Origin of the sequence: Methylorubrum rhodesianum (genome assembly GCF_014199985.1) — a bacterium.
Classification (GTDB): Bacteria; Pseudomonadota; Alphaproteobacteria; order Rhizobiales; family Beijerinckiaceae; genus Methylobacterium; species Methylobacterium rhodesianum.
Map to the genome: position 1 here is coordinate 41089 of NZ_JACHOS010000025.1, position 14808 is coordinate 55896.

Annotated in this window: 17 protein-coding genes and 1 pseudogene; 2 read left to right on the forward strand and 16 right to left on the reverse strand. The window is 70.1% G+C overall.

All coding sequences use genetic code 11. The features are described from left to right. Positions 1–42 precede the first annotated feature (42 nt). The 7 genes from HNR01_RS25420 to HNR01_RS25450 form a co-directional block, all read right to left on the reverse strand. Positions 43–1056 carry a nickel/cobalt transporter gene (locus HNR01_RS25420; RefSeq protein ID WP_183670582.1) on the reverse strand — a complete coding sequence of 338 codons (1014 nt, stop codon included), beginning with the start codon at positions 1054–1056 and terminating at the stop codon, positions 43–45. Next, complete coding sequence (locus HNR01_RS25425; RefSeq protein WP_183670584.1) at positions 1047–1724, reverse strand: DUF1007 family protein; 678 nt, start codon at positions 1722–1724, stop codon at positions 1047–1049. The genes HNR01_RS25420 and HNR01_RS25425 overlap by 10 nt, the downstream gene beginning before the upstream one ends. 93 nt (positions 1725–1817) lie before the next feature. Then, on the reverse strand, positions 1818–2288 hold the full coding sequence (locus HNR01_RS25430) for a cytochrome c-type biogenesis protein (protein WP_017484763.1): 471 nt from the start codon (positions 2286–2288) through the stop codon (positions 1818–1820). Beyond that, positions 2285–4285, reverse strand: coding sequence for a heme lyase CcmF/NrfE family subunit (locus tag HNR01_RS25435; protein WP_183670586.1), 2001 nt, complete (start codon positions 4283–4285; stop codon positions 2285–2287). The genes HNR01_RS25430 and HNR01_RS25435 overlap by 4 nt, the downstream gene beginning before the upstream one ends. A gap of 46 nt (positions 4286–4331) precedes the next feature. Continuing rightward, on the reverse strand, positions 4332–4853 hold the full coding sequence (gene ccmE / locus HNR01_RS25440; protein ID WP_017484765.1) for a cytochrome c maturation protein CcmE: 522 nt from the start codon (positions 4851–4853) through the stop codon (positions 4332–4334). A 170-nt stretch (positions 4854–5023) separates the two neighbouring features. Beyond that, complete coding sequence (ccmI, locus tag HNR01_RS25445; RefSeq protein ID WP_183670594.1) at positions 5024–6562, reverse strand: c-type cytochrome biogenesis protein CcmI; 1539 nt, start codon at positions 6560–6562, stop codon at positions 5024–5026. Positions 6563–6709: 147 nt separating this feature from the next. Next, positions 6710–8125 carry an ATP-binding protein gene (locus tag HNR01_RS25450; RefSeq protein ID WP_017484767.1) on the reverse strand — a complete coding sequence of 472 codons (1416 nt, stop codon included), beginning with the start codon at positions 8123–8125 and terminating at the stop codon, positions 6710–6712. Between the two features lie 92 nt (positions 8126–8217). Here HNR01_RS25450 and HNR01_RS25455 point away from each other — a divergent pair, with 92 nt between their 5' ends. Both HNR01_RS25455 and HNR01_RS25460 read left to right on the forward strand, forming a co-directional pair. Continuing rightward, entirely contained in the window at positions 8218–8454 is a 237-nt protein-coding gene (locus HNR01_RS25455) for a type II toxin-antitoxin system VapB family antitoxin (RefSeq protein ID WP_153873858.1), read from the forward strand. Next, on the forward strand, positions 8454–8852 hold the full coding sequence (locus HNR01_RS25460) for a type II toxin-antitoxin system VapC family toxin (RefSeq protein ID WP_183670596.1): 399 nt from the start codon (positions 8454–8456) through the stop codon (positions 8850–8852). The genes HNR01_RS25455 and HNR01_RS25460 overlap by 1 nt, the downstream gene beginning before the upstream one ends. Positions 8853–8856: 4 nt before the next feature. Here the strand turns inward: HNR01_RS25460 and HNR01_RS25465 are convergent, their stop codons facing one another. The 9 genes and pseudogenes from HNR01_RS25465 to HNR01_RS25505 form a co-directional block, all read right to left on the reverse strand. After that, complete coding sequence (locus HNR01_RS25465; RefSeq protein WP_026105562.1) at positions 8857–9534, reverse strand: response regulator transcription factor; 678 nt, start codon at positions 9532–9534, stop codon at positions 8857–8859. A gap of 49 nt (positions 9535–9583) precedes the next feature. Next, a complete protein-coding gene (locus tag HNR01_RS25470) occupies positions 9584–9955 on the reverse strand; it encodes a PepSY domain-containing protein (protein WP_017484771.1) in 372 nt (123 codons plus the stop codon). Between the two features lie 188 nt (positions 9956–10143). Continuing rightward, positions 10144–10380 carry a hypothetical protein gene (locus tag HNR01_RS25475; protein WP_183670598.1) on the reverse strand — a complete coding sequence of 79 codons (237 nt, stop codon included), beginning with the start codon at positions 10378–10380 and terminating at the stop codon, positions 10144–10146. 20 nt (positions 10381–10400) lie between these two features. Next, positions 10401–10754, reverse strand: coding sequence for a hypothetical protein (locus tag HNR01_RS25480; RefSeq protein ID WP_183670600.1), 354 nt, complete (start codon positions 10752–10754; stop codon positions 10401–10403). 62 nt (positions 10755–10816) lie between these two features. Beyond that, positions 10817–11020 (reverse strand): hypothetical protein, encoded by a 204-nt coding sequence (locus HNR01_RS25485; protein WP_246417657.1) that lies wholly within the window; start codon positions 11018–11020, stop codon positions 10817–10819. 154 nt (positions 11021–11174) lie between these two features. Further along, the gene (locus HNR01_RS25490; protein WP_183670602.1) at positions 11175–11513 is read right to left on the reverse strand and encodes a hypothetical protein; all 339 of its coding nucleotides are present in this window, start codon (positions 11511–11513) and stop codon (positions 11175–11177) included. A gap of 175 nt (positions 11514–11688) precedes the next feature. Beyond that, the gene (locus tag HNR01_RS25495; RefSeq protein WP_017484776.1) at positions 11689–11898 is read right to left on the reverse strand and encodes a hypothetical protein; all 210 of its coding nucleotides are present in this window, start codon (positions 11896–11898) and stop codon (positions 11689–11691) included. Next, a complete protein-coding gene (locus HNR01_RS25500) occupies positions 11898–14069 on the reverse strand; it encodes an AAA family ATPase (RefSeq protein WP_183670605.1) in 2172 nt (723 codons plus the stop codon). The genes HNR01_RS25495 and HNR01_RS25500 overlap by 1 nt, the downstream gene beginning before the upstream one ends. 435 nt (positions 14070–14504) lie before the next feature. Next, positions 14505–14789 (reverse strand): annotated as a pseudogene (locus HNR01_RS25505) (nitrilase-related carbon-nitrogen hydrolase); the annotation flags it as partial. Between the last annotated feature and the right edge of the window lie 19 nt (positions 14790–14808).

Here is a 14808-nt window from a genome sequence, read left to right on the forward strand (position 1 = left end):
AGGAAAGCTTGCACCGCTTCGAGGGGCTTGGCGAGGGGGCGTTTAGCCACCCAGGCCGGAGGCCAATCCCGACAGCATGGCAAGTCCCAGCACCAGCACGAAGGCTCCTGCCAGGAGCTCCAGCCCTCCCACCGCGACGATCCCGGCCTGCCCGCGCCCGCCCGCGAGCCGCAGCGCCAGCGCCTTGGCGAAGACCGCGAGGCTCGCCAGCGCCCCCGTGGTGAGCGCGGTGCCGAGCGCCATGGCGAAGGTCGCGGCGATGCCGGCGGCGAGCATGCCCTGCGCGGCGCAGAACACGAGGATCAGCACCGCTCCGGCGCAGGGGCGCGAGCCGGCGGCGAGCACCACGCCGGCCCGCTCGCGCCAGCCGCCGAGCCGCTCGAGGGCGGCGGCGTCCGTCAGGTGAGCGTGGCCGCAGCCGGGGCCGCACGCCTCCGTCGGCGCATCGCTGACGAGGCCGGCGAGCCGCCCGGCCTTGCGCCACGTCACCGCGGCGCCGAGCCCGGCCACGAGGGCGAAACTGACCGTCTCGATCAGGGTGCCGGCCCGCGTCATGCCGGCGGCGGTCGCGCGGAGGATGAAGACGCCGACGAGCACGATGGCGATGGCGACGCAGGCCTGGAGCAGGGCCGCGGCGGCGCTGAGGGCGAAGCCGCGGCGCAGGGTGCGCTCGCCGGCGACGATGTAGCCGGCGATCACCGCCTTGCCGTGTCCGGGCCCGGCGGCGTGGAATACGCCGTAGGCGAAGCCCATCACCACGAGCGGCGTCCAGGGGCCGCCCGCCTTCAGCGCCGTCACCGCCGCGCGGAGATGACTCGAAAAGTTGGACTGCACCGCGAGCAGCCAGCCGCCGAGTCCGCCCGTCGCGGGTGCGGCCTCGCGAAAACCGATGCCGAAGGGCGAGCGCGGCGGCGGCGCGGCAACGGGGCCGAGCACCGCGGCCAGTGCGGCGAGGAGGCCGGCGGCCGCGAGCACCGCCCCGGCGGCGAGCGCCAGCCGGAGCGGCCACCGGCCGCCCGCCATGCCCGCGGGGCGCAGGGCGGCGGTCAGGGACATGCGACGATGGCCCGGTTGGCGAATTGCTCACCGTAATTCGAGGCGGCGGTGAGGGCCTCGAACATGGCCTCCGTCATCGACTGGCCCGCGGACGCCACCGCAGGTTCGGCGTTCTTCGCCCGCGTCACCGTCATGCTGCAGCCGGACGCGGCGCCGGCCAGGCGCAGCGCGTCGGCACCCTCGGCGAGGCTGAAGGCGATGAAGTAGGTGGGATCGTAGATCTCGATCGCCGCGACGCCCTTGCCCTGGGCGGCGGGGGTCTTGAGCGGCAGCAGGAAGCTCAAGGTGAGCTTGCCGCCCTCCATCGCCATGCGCGCCTCCTGCGGCTCGGCGAAGGTCTGCTCCTTGCCCGCCACCTTGAGCTTCGTGAAGTAGGCGAACTCCGCGAGGTTGCCGGCGTGCTCCTTGGCCGAGCCCTGCAGCTCCTCGGGCGAGACCTTGCCGTCGCCGTTCGCGTCGAGCCCCTGCGTCAGGAAGGCGGTGTATTCGGGATCGAAGGTCCAGGCGTGGCGGATGCCGGTGACGCGGCCCGCCTCGTAGGCGAGTTCGGCCTTGGCGGTGATCCAGACATGGGGGTGGGCGGAGGCCGGGCTCGAAGCGGCAAGACCGGCCGCGAGGCCGAGCGCGGCGGTGACGGCGAGACGTCTGAGAGTTGCGGCGGTCGGCATGGCGCTCGGATCGAGGCTCGCTGCGTGTCGGAAGGTGGCGACGGTGCGAACGGACCCTGCCCGGACGATCGGGCGAAAGCAGGGCGCGCCGGCCTAGGGCCGCTTGAGCAGCGCCTCGACCTCGGCCTTCTCCGCGGCGGACAGGTCGTCCGCCTTCGGCGCGCGGCGGCGCGACAGGCGCCAGATCCCGAAGGCGCCGAGGCCCACCGCCAGCAGCGGGCTCAGCCAGAGCAGCAGCGTGTGCCAGCCGAAGACGGGACGCAGCAGCACGAACTCGCCGTAGCGGGCCACGACGTAATCGACCACCTGGCGGTTGCTGTCGCCCTCTTTCAGCCGCTCGCGCACCAGCACGCGCAGATCCTTGGCGAGCGGCGCGTCGGAATCGTCGATCGACTGGTTCTGGCAGACGAGGCAGCGCAACCCCTCCGAGATCTCCCGCGCCCGCGCTTCCATGGCGGGGTCCTTGAGCACCTCGTCCGGCTGCACGGCCAGTACCGGGCACGGGAGGAGGCCCGGTGCGAGGCACAGCGCCAGGGCGACGATCGTGGAGCGAAGGCGGTTCATTCGGCGGGCACCGCGGAGGGGGGCAGCTTGGCGCGTGCCTTGACCGGGGCGCCGACGCGCATGCGCCGGTCGGTGAGCGAGAGGCCGCCGCCGGCCGCCATGATGAGCGAACCGATCCAGATCAGCAGCACCAGCGGCTTGTAGTAGAGCCGCATGCCGATGGAGCCGTCGGGCAGCACCTCGCCGAGGCTGGCGTAGATCTGGCTCACGCCGACCGTCTTCAGGCCGGATTCGGTCACCGTCATGCGGCGGGAGGGATAGAAGCGCTTGCCGGTCTCGACCGTGCCGACAGAGTCGCCCGCACGGTTGCGCAGGGTCAGGAAGGCGGTGGTCTCCTCGAAGTTCTCGCCCTTGGTCGGACCGACCCGGTCGAGGGTGGCGACGTAGGGACCGGAGGCGATCTGACCGCCCGGCCGGATCGTCGCGAGGCCCTCCGTCGCCCAGCCCTGCCCGGCGATGCCGAGCACGACGACGCCGACGCCGGCATGGGCCAGGGCGGTGCCCCAGGCCGAGCGCGGCAGGCCGATCGCCCGGCGCCACGTGGTCGCGAGGTCGCGGGTCCGGTTCTGGCCGTAGCCGCGGGCCCGCGACCAGATTTCGAGGACGGATCCGATGATGAGGTAGGCGCCGAAGCCGAGGCCGACCGGCGCCATCACGGGACCGCCCCAGGCCAGGGCCGCGGCGGCGAGCGCGACGACGAGCGCCACCGCGAAGGCCGCGAGCAGGCGCTGCGCCGCCGCCGCCGCGTCGCCCCGCTTCCAGGCCAGCGCCTGACCGAACGGCACGATCACGAGGAGCGGCAGCGCCAGGGGGATGAAGGTCCAGTTGAAGAAGGGCGGGCCGACCGAGATCTTCTCGCCCGTCAGCATCTCCAGGAGCAGCGGGTAGAGCGTGCCGACGAACACCGTGGCGCAGGCCGCGACGAGGAACAGGTTGTTCATCACCAGGGCGCCCTCGCGGGAGATCGGCGCGAACAGGCCGCCCTGGCGCAGGGTCGGCGCGCGCCAGGCGAACAGGCTCAGCGCGCCGCCGATGAACAGCGCGAGGATCGCCAGGATGAACACGCCGCGGCTCGGATCCGAGGCGAAGCTGTGCACCGAGGTGAGGAGCCCCGAGCGCACGATGAAGGTGCCGACCAGGGAGAGCGAGAAGGTGAGGATGGCGAGCAGCACCGTCCAGACCTTGAGCGCGTCGCGCTTCTCCATGACGACGATGGAGTGCAGGAGCGCGGTGCCGGCGATCCAGGGCATCAGCGAGGCGTTCTCGACCGGGTCCCAGAACCACCAGCCGCCCCAGCCGAGCTCGTAATAGGCCCAGTACGAGCCCATGGCGATGCCGAGCGTCAGGAAGCTCCAGGCGATCAGGGCCCAGGGCCGCACCGCCCGCGCCCAGACCGCGTCGATGCGCCCCTCGATCAGGGCGGCGACCGCGAAGGCGAAGGTGATCGAGAAGCCGACATAGCCGAGGTAGAGCAGCGGCGGATGGATCGCGAGGCCGAGATCCTGCAGCAGCGGGTTGAGGTCGTTGCCCTCCAGCGGCGCCGGTGCCACGCGGGCGAACGGGTTCGAGGTCGTGATGATGAACAGCACGAACACGAAGGTCACGCTCGCCTGCACCATCAGCGTGTTGGTGCGCAGCACCGGCGGCACCGAATTCTTCGCCGTGGCGACCCAGGCCCCGAACAGGGCGAGGATCAGCACCCAGAGGAGCATCGAGCCCTCGTGGTTCCCCCAGACGCCGGAGATCTTGTAGATCAGGGGCTTGGCGGTGTGCGAGTTCTCGACGACGTTCTGGACCGAGAAGTCCGACGTCACGTGCGCGTAGGTGAGCGCGCAGAAGGCGAACAGGATGCAGGCGAAGGTGCCGAGCGCGGCGGGTCCCGCCACCTCGCGCAAAGCCGCGTCGCCGGAGCGGGCGGCCCAGGCGGGCATCACCGCCTGCACCAGGGACAGCGCCAGCGCCAGAGCGAGGGCGTAATGGCCGATCTCGACGATCACCGGCGGCTCCCTCGCGCGGTTTCGGTCCGGATGGTCATGGAATCTCTCACCGCTCGCTGCGCTGACCCAGGGCGGCGTCGGCCGAGGCCGGCTTCGCCGCGTCCTTCGGGGTTTCCTTCGACCCCTCCTTGCCCCCGCCCTCCTGCCAGCGCCCCTGCGCCTTGAGGGCGTCCGCGACCTCGCGGGGCATGTAGTTCTCGTCGTGCTTGGCCAGCACGGTGTCGGCCCGGAACACGCCGCCGGCATCGAGCGTGCCCTCGGCGACGATGCCCTGTCCCTCGCGGAACAGATCGGGCAGCAGGCCGCGATACTGCACCGGAACCGTGGCGTTGGTGTCGGTCACGGCAAACTCGACGTTCTGGTCGGACCCGCGCTTCACCGAACCATCCTTGACGAGGCCGCCGAGACGGAACCGCGTGCCCGGCGCGACGCCCTGCGCCGCCACCTCGGCGGGGGAGCGGAAGAACACGATCGAGCCGCTCATGGCCGACAGGATCAGCCCGAGCGCCAGCGCCAGCACGGCGCCGCAGGCGGCGATGAGGATCAGGCGGCGGCTCTTGCGGGTCACGACGGTTCCGTCCCGGTTCGTCGGATTCTTCTCGTCCCGTCAGGCTGCGAGAGCCTGAAGGCGGTCCGACGTCTACGATTGATCGAGACCGGTTTCGGCCCGACCGCCCGCCGGGTCAAGGTTGGATGGGCGGGACCGATTGTCAGGGGACGCGGTCCGCCGCGGTCCCGCTAGGGCTGGACGGGGCTCAGGCCGAGCTCCTTGCCCAGCGCATCGAGGCGCTCCACCGCGGTCGGGTTGGCGGCGAGCGCCATCTTGGCCCGGTCGAGCGCCTGGGCGGCGGCGGCGCGGTCCCCGAGGATGCCGTAGGAGCGCACGAGCCGCATCCACTCGTCGGCGGAGCCGCCCTTGGCGGCGAGCCGCCGGTCGAGACTCGCGACCATGCCGCGGATCGCCGCCTCGCGCTCGGCCGGCGGCATCGCCTTGATCGCGGCCGCGGCGGCGTCGGGCTCGGCCGCGGGCTTGTCACCGGGCTTGTCGCTGGTCCTGTCGCCGGCCTCCGGCTTTGGCGGCGCGCCGGCCCCGGGCAGACCGAGTTCGTGGGCCTGCGCGTCGAAGCGGGCCAGGGCCTCGCGGTCGTCGCGGAACGCCTTGCGCGCCCGCTCCAGGGCATCGAGCGCCTTGTCGCGCTCGCCGAGCACCGCGTGGGAGCGCACGAGGCGCAACCATTCGTCGGCGGAGCCGCCCTGCTTGGCCAAACGGCGCTCCAGCCCCTCGACCATGCCGCGGATCGCGTCGATCCGCTCGGAGGGCGGCAGGGCCTGGATGTTGCTGCCGGGCCCGGCCACCGGCGCATCGACCTTCGGCCCCTCCCCGTTCCCCTCGGCCTTGGGCTCGGCGGCGGTCTCACCCTTCAGCCGGGCGAGGTTGTCCCGCACCGTCGGCAGCCACGGCGCATCCGCGGGCGCGGCGGCCGCCATCGCCTCGAGCCGCCGCACGGCGCCGGCCACGTCGCCGGACTGCTCGTCGCCGCGGGCGAGATAGAACTGGGGCTTGGCCGCCTTCGGGTCGGCGGCGAGCGCCCGGCCCAGCACCTTGCGCGCCTCCGGCGAGACCGTGCCGTCGGCCGCCGCGACCAGGGCCTCGCCCCAGTCGGACAGGGCTTGGGCGTCCTCGCCCTTGAGGCGTACGAGGGCGGCGTAGGCGCGGGCCGCGTCGTCGAAGCGTCCGAGCCGCATGTAGACCGGTCCGAGCACGCTCCAGCCGCGGGCATCGTCCGGGTGGTTGGCGAGCCGTGCCTCGATCTGGCCGATGGCGGTCATCAGGTCCTGGGCGCCCGCCCGGGTCGCCTTACGGTCGGCATCGGTCTGCGAGGGGAGGTTCGGCGAGCCGTAGAGGCCGTACACGACGAGCGCGACGAGGGGGATGGTCGAGAGCGCGAAGGCGGAGGCCGCCCGACGCTGACGCAGGTGCGGCTCGGCGATCGGCGCGGCGCCCGATGCGTCGGCCCGCTCCTCGCGGCTCGCCCGCAGCAGCCGGCGCGCGGCCTCGGCCCGCGCGGCCTCGGCCTCGGCCGGGGCAATGAGGCCGCGGCCGAGATCGCGCTCGATCTCGGCGAGCTGATCCTCGTAGAAGCCGGTCTCGGTCGCGAGACCGTCGCCCGCCGCCTCGGGCGCAGCCCCCTGCCGGCGGCGCCGCGACATCGGCCAGAGCAGCGCGAACACAGCTGCGCCGGTCATGGCCGCCAGGATGAACCAGATCGCCGTCATCAGACCCAAAGATTTAAGCTCGGCCCCGTGTAGAGCCCGAGCGGGGCCTGCACGACATCGCTTCCGGGTGACACGTCGTCACGCGCGGGTGAAGCATGGCCATAGCACAGGCGGGATGCAGCGTAACCTTCGCCGATCCATTGCCACTCAACGTTGTCCGGCACCGGCCGGCGCGTCGCCGGGCACCTCGATCACGGCGCGCAGGCCTCCGAGAGCCGCCGCCTCCAGCCGGAAGCGGCCGCGATAGAGCGCGGCGAGATCGGCGACGATCGACAGGCCGAGACCGGACCCGGGCTTGGTTTCGTCCAGGCGCCGGCCGCGCTTCAGCACCGCCGCCCGATCCTCTTCCGGCAGGCCCGGCCCGTCATCCTCCACGGCGACGAGGAGGTGGGGATAATCGTGCTCGCCCGTCGGCGCGGCGGAGATCGAGACCCGGCCCGCCGCCCATTTCGAGGCGTTGTCGACGAGATTGCCGATCATCTCCTCGAAATCCTGCTTCTCGCCGCGGAAGCGCAGGCCCGGCGGCACGTGGACCTCGTAGGCGATGTCCTTGTCGCGGTAGATTTTTCCGAATGTCCGGACCAGGCCGGCCAGCGCCGGCTCGACCTCGGTGGAGGTGCCGAGCGTGCCGGCGAGCGCCGCGGCGCGGGCGCGGTCGAGATGGTAGTTCACCTGGTCGCGCATCACCGCCGCCTGCTCGCGGATCTTCTCCGACAACTCGGGCGGGGCGTCGCTGCCGCCGGCCTCGTTGACGATGATCGAGAGCGGGGTCTTGAGGGCGTGGGCGAGGTTGCCGACCTGGGTGCGGGCGCGTTCCAGGATCTCGCGGTTGGTCTCGATCAGGAGGTTGATCTCGCCCGCCAGCGGAGCGATGTCGCGGGGATACTCGCCGTCGATCCGGTCGGCCTCGCCGCGGCGGATCGAGCCCAGCGCCGTGCGCAGCTTGCGCAAGGGGGCAAGGCCGAAGCGGATCTGCAGGAGCGCGGTCGCCGCGAGGGAGAAGCCGAGCAGACCGAAGGTCATGAACAGCGAGAAGCGGAAGCGCTCGACGTCGTTGACGATCTCGTCGGCGGGTCCGGCCACCCGCACGGTGTAGCGGCCGTCGGCGCCGACATCGACGTCGCGCTCGACGATGCGCAGGGTCCGGTCGTCCTGCCCCTTGCCGTAGCCCTGGCGGATCTGGCCGATGGTGGCGGTGCCGGCCTGATCCGGCCCCTTCAGCGGCACGCCGACGAGCGAGCGCGAGGTGCGCAGATCCCGCGGCTTGGCGTCGGGCCGCCCGACCTGCCAGTACCAGCCCGACAGCGGCAGGTCGAAGCGCGGATCGCCCAGCGAGAAGGAGCGCGTCTCGGGCTCGCTCGGGCTGACGAGATCGGTGGCGAGGTTGTTGGCGAAGACGAGCAGGCGGCTGTCGAAGGCGCGCTCGGTGTTCTCGCGGTAGAGCGTGGTGAGGATGAAGGCCGCGATGACGAGGATCGCGGTGCTCGACAGGAACGAGGAGACCGCGAGCCGGACCGCGATCGAACGGCGGCGCAGGGGGAGCCAGGCGAGACGGTCGGTCATGAATCCTGGCTCGAATCTCGGCTCGCTCGCATAGGCGCGGGCATGTACATCATGCGCACCGAGTTTCTACACCGCCCGCCGGCGAGACGCTCATGGCCCTGCATATCCGCGATGCGGAGACGGACCGCCTCGTCCGCCTCCTGGCCGAGCGGAAGGGAGTTCCGCTCATGGAAGCCGTCAAGCTCGCCGTCCTCAACGAGTTGGAGCGGGAGGAGCGCCGCCCCGGCCTGTGGGAGCGGCTGAAACCTCTGCACGAGCGCGTGGCCGCGCGGCCCTCCACGGGTCTCGAGGCCGACAAGGCCTTCTTCGACGGGCTGAACGACGAGTGATGTTCGTCGATGCCTCCGCCCTGATCGCGATCATCACGGAAGAGCCGGAAGGACGGGCCCTCGCCGAACGTCGCGAAGCGGCGGACCTGCCGATCACCTCGCCGGTTGCCGTCTACGGGGCGGCCCTCGGCATCGCCCGCAAGAAGCAGGGTGGGCTCGAGGCGGCCAGAGCGGATGTCGCGATGCTGCTCGATCTCGCCCGGATCAGTCTCGTCCCGATCACGCCGGAGGATGCGGAGCGGGCGTTGGACGCCTTCGGGCGCTACGACAAGGGAACGGGGCATCCGGCTCGCCTGAATATGGGCGACGGCTTCGCCTACGCGGCTGCGCAAGGTCACGGCGTTCCGCTCCTCTACGAGGGAGAGGATTTCGCGCTCACCGACCTCGGCGGCCCATAGGGTCTCACCCCCGCCCCGGCGGCTGGTTCGGATCGATCAGGTAGCCCAGCCCCCGCACCGTCTGGATCAGATCGACGGCGAGCTTCTTCCTCAGCCGCCCGACGAACACCTCGATGGTGTTGGAATCGCGATCGAAATCCTGGTCGTAGAGGTGCTCGGTCAGCTCGGCGCGGGAGACGACGCGGCCGGTATGATGCATCAGGTAGGACAGCAGCCGGTACTCGTGGCTCGTCAGCTTGATCGGGGCGCCGTCGACGAAGACGCGGCCGGAGCGGGTGTCGAGGGTGACGGGACCGCAGGCGATCTGGCTCGACGCATGCCCCGCCGCGCGGCGGAGGATGGCGCGCACCCGGGCCATCAGCTCCTCCATGTGGAAGGGCTTGGTGACGTAGTCGTCGGCGCCGGCATCGAAGCCGTCGACCTTGTCGGACCAGCGGTCGCGGGCGGTGAGGATGATCACGGGGGTCTTCACCCCGGCCCGGCGCCAGTTCTGGAGCACGGTGACGCCGTCGGCCTTGGGCAGGCCCATATCGAGGATGATCGCGTCGTAGGGCTCGTTCTCGCCGAGATAGCCGCCCTCCTCGCCGTCGAACGCCTTGTCGGCGACGTAGCCGGCCTCTTCCAGCGCGGCCACGACCTGCCGGTTGATGTCACGGTCATCCTCGACCACGAGCAGACGCACGGTCGTCACTCCTCATCCGGGGCGGCGATGGACGCCCCTACAGGTGCCCTCACCATTGCCCGCTCACCTGCCCCGACTGGGCATCGACCATGACGTGCATGAATTGCCCGTCCCGGCGCAAGGCCGTCAGCAGGTAGACGAGCCCCGCCTCGTGGCGGCACAGGCTCGCCCGCTGGATCTCGGCGCGGGGAACGATCTGACGCGCCGCGCGGATTGCGGCGATGGGCGCCACGACGCGCTTCTCGGCCACCGCCTCGCGCAGGTCGGCGGGCGACAGGCAATCGTCGCCGCGGTTCAGCGGCTCCCGCTGCGCCGGCACGGGCGCGAGGGCCCCGGTCTCCTCGGCGAGCGGGCCGACCGCCCCCGCCGCGAGAACCGCGGCGGTCGAGACGACGATCAGCAGGGCGAGAGCTTGGCGCATCGAGGATGACTGTCGCGCCAGCGCACTGAATGCGCCCTGAATGTTTGCAAGCGCGGGCGCCCTCGGTGATGGGCTCGGCGTGAAAGCTGTCTTACGGTCGGGGGCCATGTCCGAAGTCGGCGCTGTTGCCGGAGACAAGGCGGGATCGGCCCCGGAGTTCCCCGCCGGGGACGGGCCGGACATTCGCCTCACGCCGCCCCCTCGGCCCTCGCACGAAGGCGGCGCTCGCCGCAGATCCGCAGCGAGAGGTGTGCCAGATCTCCGCTGTCGATCGCATCGAGCGCGGCCCGGCGCAGAGCGATCAGCGAGCGCTCGAAGCCGTGGCGCGCCGCCTCCAGGCGTCCGGCGGCGGCGCGGGAGCGGCTCCGGCGCGAGAGCCTCCGCCCGGCGGGGGCCGTGCCGGTGGCGGGCGCTTGGGCAGGCATGGGTTTCTCCCGGGGATGGGTCAGAGGTTCGTCCGGTGTTGCAACTCGCCGATGCGCCGCAGGAGATCCTCGAACCGTTCCCGCGCGCGCTCGTCGCTGCTCGCGACCGCGCGGGCGGTCTCGCCCGTGAGCCGGACCAGATCCTCTAGCACGCGGGTGCGGCTCTCCAGGGCGGCGGCCACGGCGGCGTTGGTCTGAGAGGCCCGCTCCAGGGCCGCGGCGGTGGCCCCCGTCTCGGCGATGCGCGCCTCCAGCACCCGCAGGCCGTCGCGGTAGAGGTGGAGGCAGGCCAGCCCCAGCAGCACCGCGACGATCCAGCCGGCGCCGCCATCGGCGAAGAGGAGGCGCGCGGCCTCCGCGGCGATCTTGTCCATGGGTCCTGCTCCCGACACGAACCGCCGGATCGTCGGTCGCGGAGGAGCGCGACGTCGGCAGGTCAGATCGTCTCGCGGGCCTCCCGCGCGAGCCCGCGCCCCAGGACGCGCTCCAGCGCCGGCTCGAGGGTGTTGCCGACGGTCGCCGCCGCTTCCAGCGGAAGCGTCCGGAACACCTTCTGCGCGACGCCCTCGCCGCCGCTCGCCGCCCGGAGCAGCCAGGCCGGCGCCTGATCGAGTGCCCGCTGTGTAGCGCGACCTAACATTTAATTCCTCAAATCCGGCAAGCCCTTGATGCGGCGTGCGGAGCGTTATCTATTTTCTATTCCTATCATCACGAAGTCGTGTCCTCAAATGGCTCAATGACTTTTATCTCTAAATCATCACTATATCTCATATTTTGGCATCTAAGAAAAACTCCTATCTGTAGCTGTCGATCTTCCAAAACCCCGGCAGCAGATGGAGATCGGTAATCGGCGAAGTGGCCTTGATGCCGTCTCCAAGATCATCGATCGTGGGATCATCCCCAGCCAGCGTCAGCGCATCGAGTCTGCGGCCGAGCGTCGCCACGTTGTGGAAGAGCGCCGCTGCCGACGTGCCCCAGAGCGTCGTTCCATCGGGGCCGGACAGGGCGGACCCCAGGATGCCGGGGATCAGGACGACGACGTTCGAGTATCCAGCCATGCCTGCTCCGATACGAAAACACTGGCCGGTCCGAATACCGCGTCGGCGCGGCTCCTGTGGAAGGGCATCGTCCACGCCAGCATATGTTCCTGTTTTGTTCCAACAACGGGTTCTGGCCTTGTGAACGAGGCGGTCTCCCGAGTGACCCGCCCCCGTCGGAGGGGCCGCCTTCCGGCATGCCTTTCGCACCCCTGATTTTTGATCCTGACCCTGCACCCATTTGGAATTCGAGCCATCCGATAGAGGCGGATCACAGACGCTTGTCGGTCGATCGCTGCGCCCGACGATGGTCCGAGTCCAGCCGGCGGTTCTCGAACTCAACTCTCTTCCGGACGATCTCGGCTAGAGCCTCGATGACCACCTCGCGGTCGCCGTCGAGGATTTCGCACAGCGCGTCGATCGCTTCCGAGAGCGGTTGCAGGTCGCCGATGTCCAGGGCGGATGGTGGCAGCGCGAACATCACCGCTCCTCCTCGACACGCCCGACAGGCCCGATGGCCTCCCGGCTCATCTGCATCCCCGCAGAAGCCAACACGTGCTCCAATCCTTCTCGAGCGAGGTAGCCGGTTTCCTCGAGCCGGTGGGCGATCGCCTGCAGTGCCGGCCTATGCTCCATCAGGATGCTCCGAGCCCGGTCGCTGGCGCGACGCAAGCGCTCGGCGACAGCCGGCAGCAAGCCCGCAATCGGAATCATATCGGTGGCGACGGCCTCCACATGGACGTTCCCAAGATGGCCGAGGCCATAGCTCAGCTCGATGTCGCGCGCGATCCTGGTAGCCATGGCGAGGTCGGAACCCAGGCCGAACCCGGCGCCGATCGAGCCGGAGCCCAGCTCGATCTCCTCGGCGATCCGGCCGGCCAGGAGCGATGCCAACGCCGCCTCGAGCTCCTGAAGCGTTGCAGAACCATCGACCGCAATCTCAAATCGGGCTCGCCCGCCACCGTCATGAAGCGACAAGTCCAGGAGAGTGCCGAAGCCGAGCGCCCGGCTAACGACCGCATGGCCGGATTCGTGGATCGCGACGCGACGCCTGACCGCGGGTGGCGCCGCCGTCCGGCGCTGGCGGATCTCGCTCAGCACGTCCTCCGCGGTCACGGCTCTGCCGTTGCGACGCGCCGTGCCTTTGGAACGTCGCACGAAGGCCTCCACGTCCGCGCCCGTCATGCCGCTCGCTGCCAGTGCCAGAGGGAGCATCGGTGTGTCGGGAAGGATCTCGCGACCGAGGTGATGGCGGAAGATCTTGGCGAGCGCGGCTGTGTCCGGTTTCTCGATGGCAATCTCCCGATCCAGGCGCCCAGCCCGCTTCACCGCAGGGTCGATCTTCTCCGGATGGTTCGTGGCCGCCACCACGACCACGCCTGGCCGCTCCTCGGCCCCGGCGAGAAGCTCGAGAAACAGATTCACGATCTGCGTCCAGTACTGCACGTACTCGCCCCGGATCTGGCCGCGGTCGGAGATGCCGTCGAGTTCGTCGATGAACAGGATGCAGGGCGCCTGAGCCTTGGCTTGGGCGAAGACCTTGCGGATTGCCTGCAACGTGCCCGAGAGGTAGTCGGCCGCGTTCCACTCGGCGACCGAGGTTGCCACCAGCGGCACGCGTGCACTCTTGGCCAATGCGCGGGCGAAGCTCGTCTTGCCGACACCGGGCGGGCCAGAAAGCAGCAGCCCACGGTTGTCGATTTCGGGCCAGTTCAGCTGGCAATTGCGATATGCCCGCAGGTCGGCTGCCACGGCCAGGCCCCAGATCTTGGCCTCGCCATAGCCGTCGAGCTCCTCCAGCGCAGGTCCGTCGCCGAGGTAGTCTGCCTTCGCGCCAACAATCCGCTCCACCGCCTCGATGCAGGCATCGGGCGTGCCCATCCTGCGGAAGGCGACGGGCAGATCGGCAATGTCGATCATGCGGAGGAGATCGGGATCGATCCTGCGCGCAGGCGCAGCGCCCGTGACCGCCTCGACGACGAGAGCGAGGCCGGATTGATCAAGACTCGGCAATGCGATCCTGTGCTCGGCGGACCGCATCAGGTCGCGCGGCAGCTGACGCTTCGGATCCGGCGCAATGCCGACGATCGGGACCCGGACATGCAAGGCGGCGGCGATCACCTCGTTGCCCTTCTCCGGTCGAGCATCGCGGCCGATCCCGTCGCAGACGAACAGGGCGGCGTGCCTGCGGGTCAATTCACGACTTCGCCCGGCAGCGAGATCCACGACCTTAGTGTCGGGCCGGAACAAGCACTTCTCGGCAACGATTCGGAGGGGTTCGACGAGATCGGCGACATGGGTGGCGAGTGCGACGACGGGAGCCTCGCGGCGCAGCCGGCGCACGAGATCGGGTTCCGCTGCGACCGCGCGGGCGAGCATGACGGCCACGGCGGCGAGATCCGCGGGCACAGGTACATGCGTACTTTCAGGGCGGTCCGCCTCGTCTTGCGCGATGATCTGCTCCACGGCGTCGCTTTCGTCGATCAGCGCTTCGTTCTCGAAGTCGTAGGAATTGGAGCGGTGGTTGGCTTTGAGCCGCCTGCGCTCGTCCTGTGCGAGTTGCTGCAGAAAGGCGCGGGCGAGTTGGTCGACGGGCCCATCGTCCGGAGGAATCGAACTGACGGGTGAAGAGCCGAGGGATAGGGCGAGCATGCGAGATCTCCCACGGCCGAACACGGGAGCTTCGGCCGTCAGCTTGGGTGCTGGGATGGGTGCGGCGACGCGGCTGGCTCGGCGAGGTCGAAGGGCTCGGCCGGCGTCGGCTTCAGGAGACCGCCTGCGTCATAGGCGATGTGCGTTGATAGAACGTATGGAGAACAATGACTAGCAATGGCCGGGCTTATCCACAGCCGTAGGAATTTTCGTGCTTTGAACAGCAGCGCGCCACCAGTCGACATTGGGGCTCGCAGGAGTTGAAGGGCCGCTCCCGGCCCCACTCGGACCTACAGCCGACAGATGTTTAGCCTGCGCTTCTGACCCCCTGCGGACATTCGAGAGGCTGCAGCCGAAGGTCCGTTCCGGTTGGAGGCTGTGTGAGAATGCGATTTGGTGTGCCGGTTTGGCCTCCATGATCGAGAAGCAGCCTCAGATCCGGTTGTCGCGGCAGGCCTGCTTGAACGCCGCGACCTCGGGGCCGTCGAGCGTGCAGAGGATTTCGGGCCGGGTGTCCATCGACAGGCCGTGCAGGCCGTATTCGGGGAAGACGACCAGATCCATCGTCGCCATGTTGACGCGCGCCTTGGCGACCATCGCGACGATGCGCTCGGCCTGGGCGGTCACGTCGACCCGTGTGGTGATGGTCGGCAGTTGAAGCTGGACGAGGCCGATGACGACGCCGTTCGGGGATTTGTTCAGTCCGCCAAGTCCGTTCATCAGCCCTCCCTCTAGATCG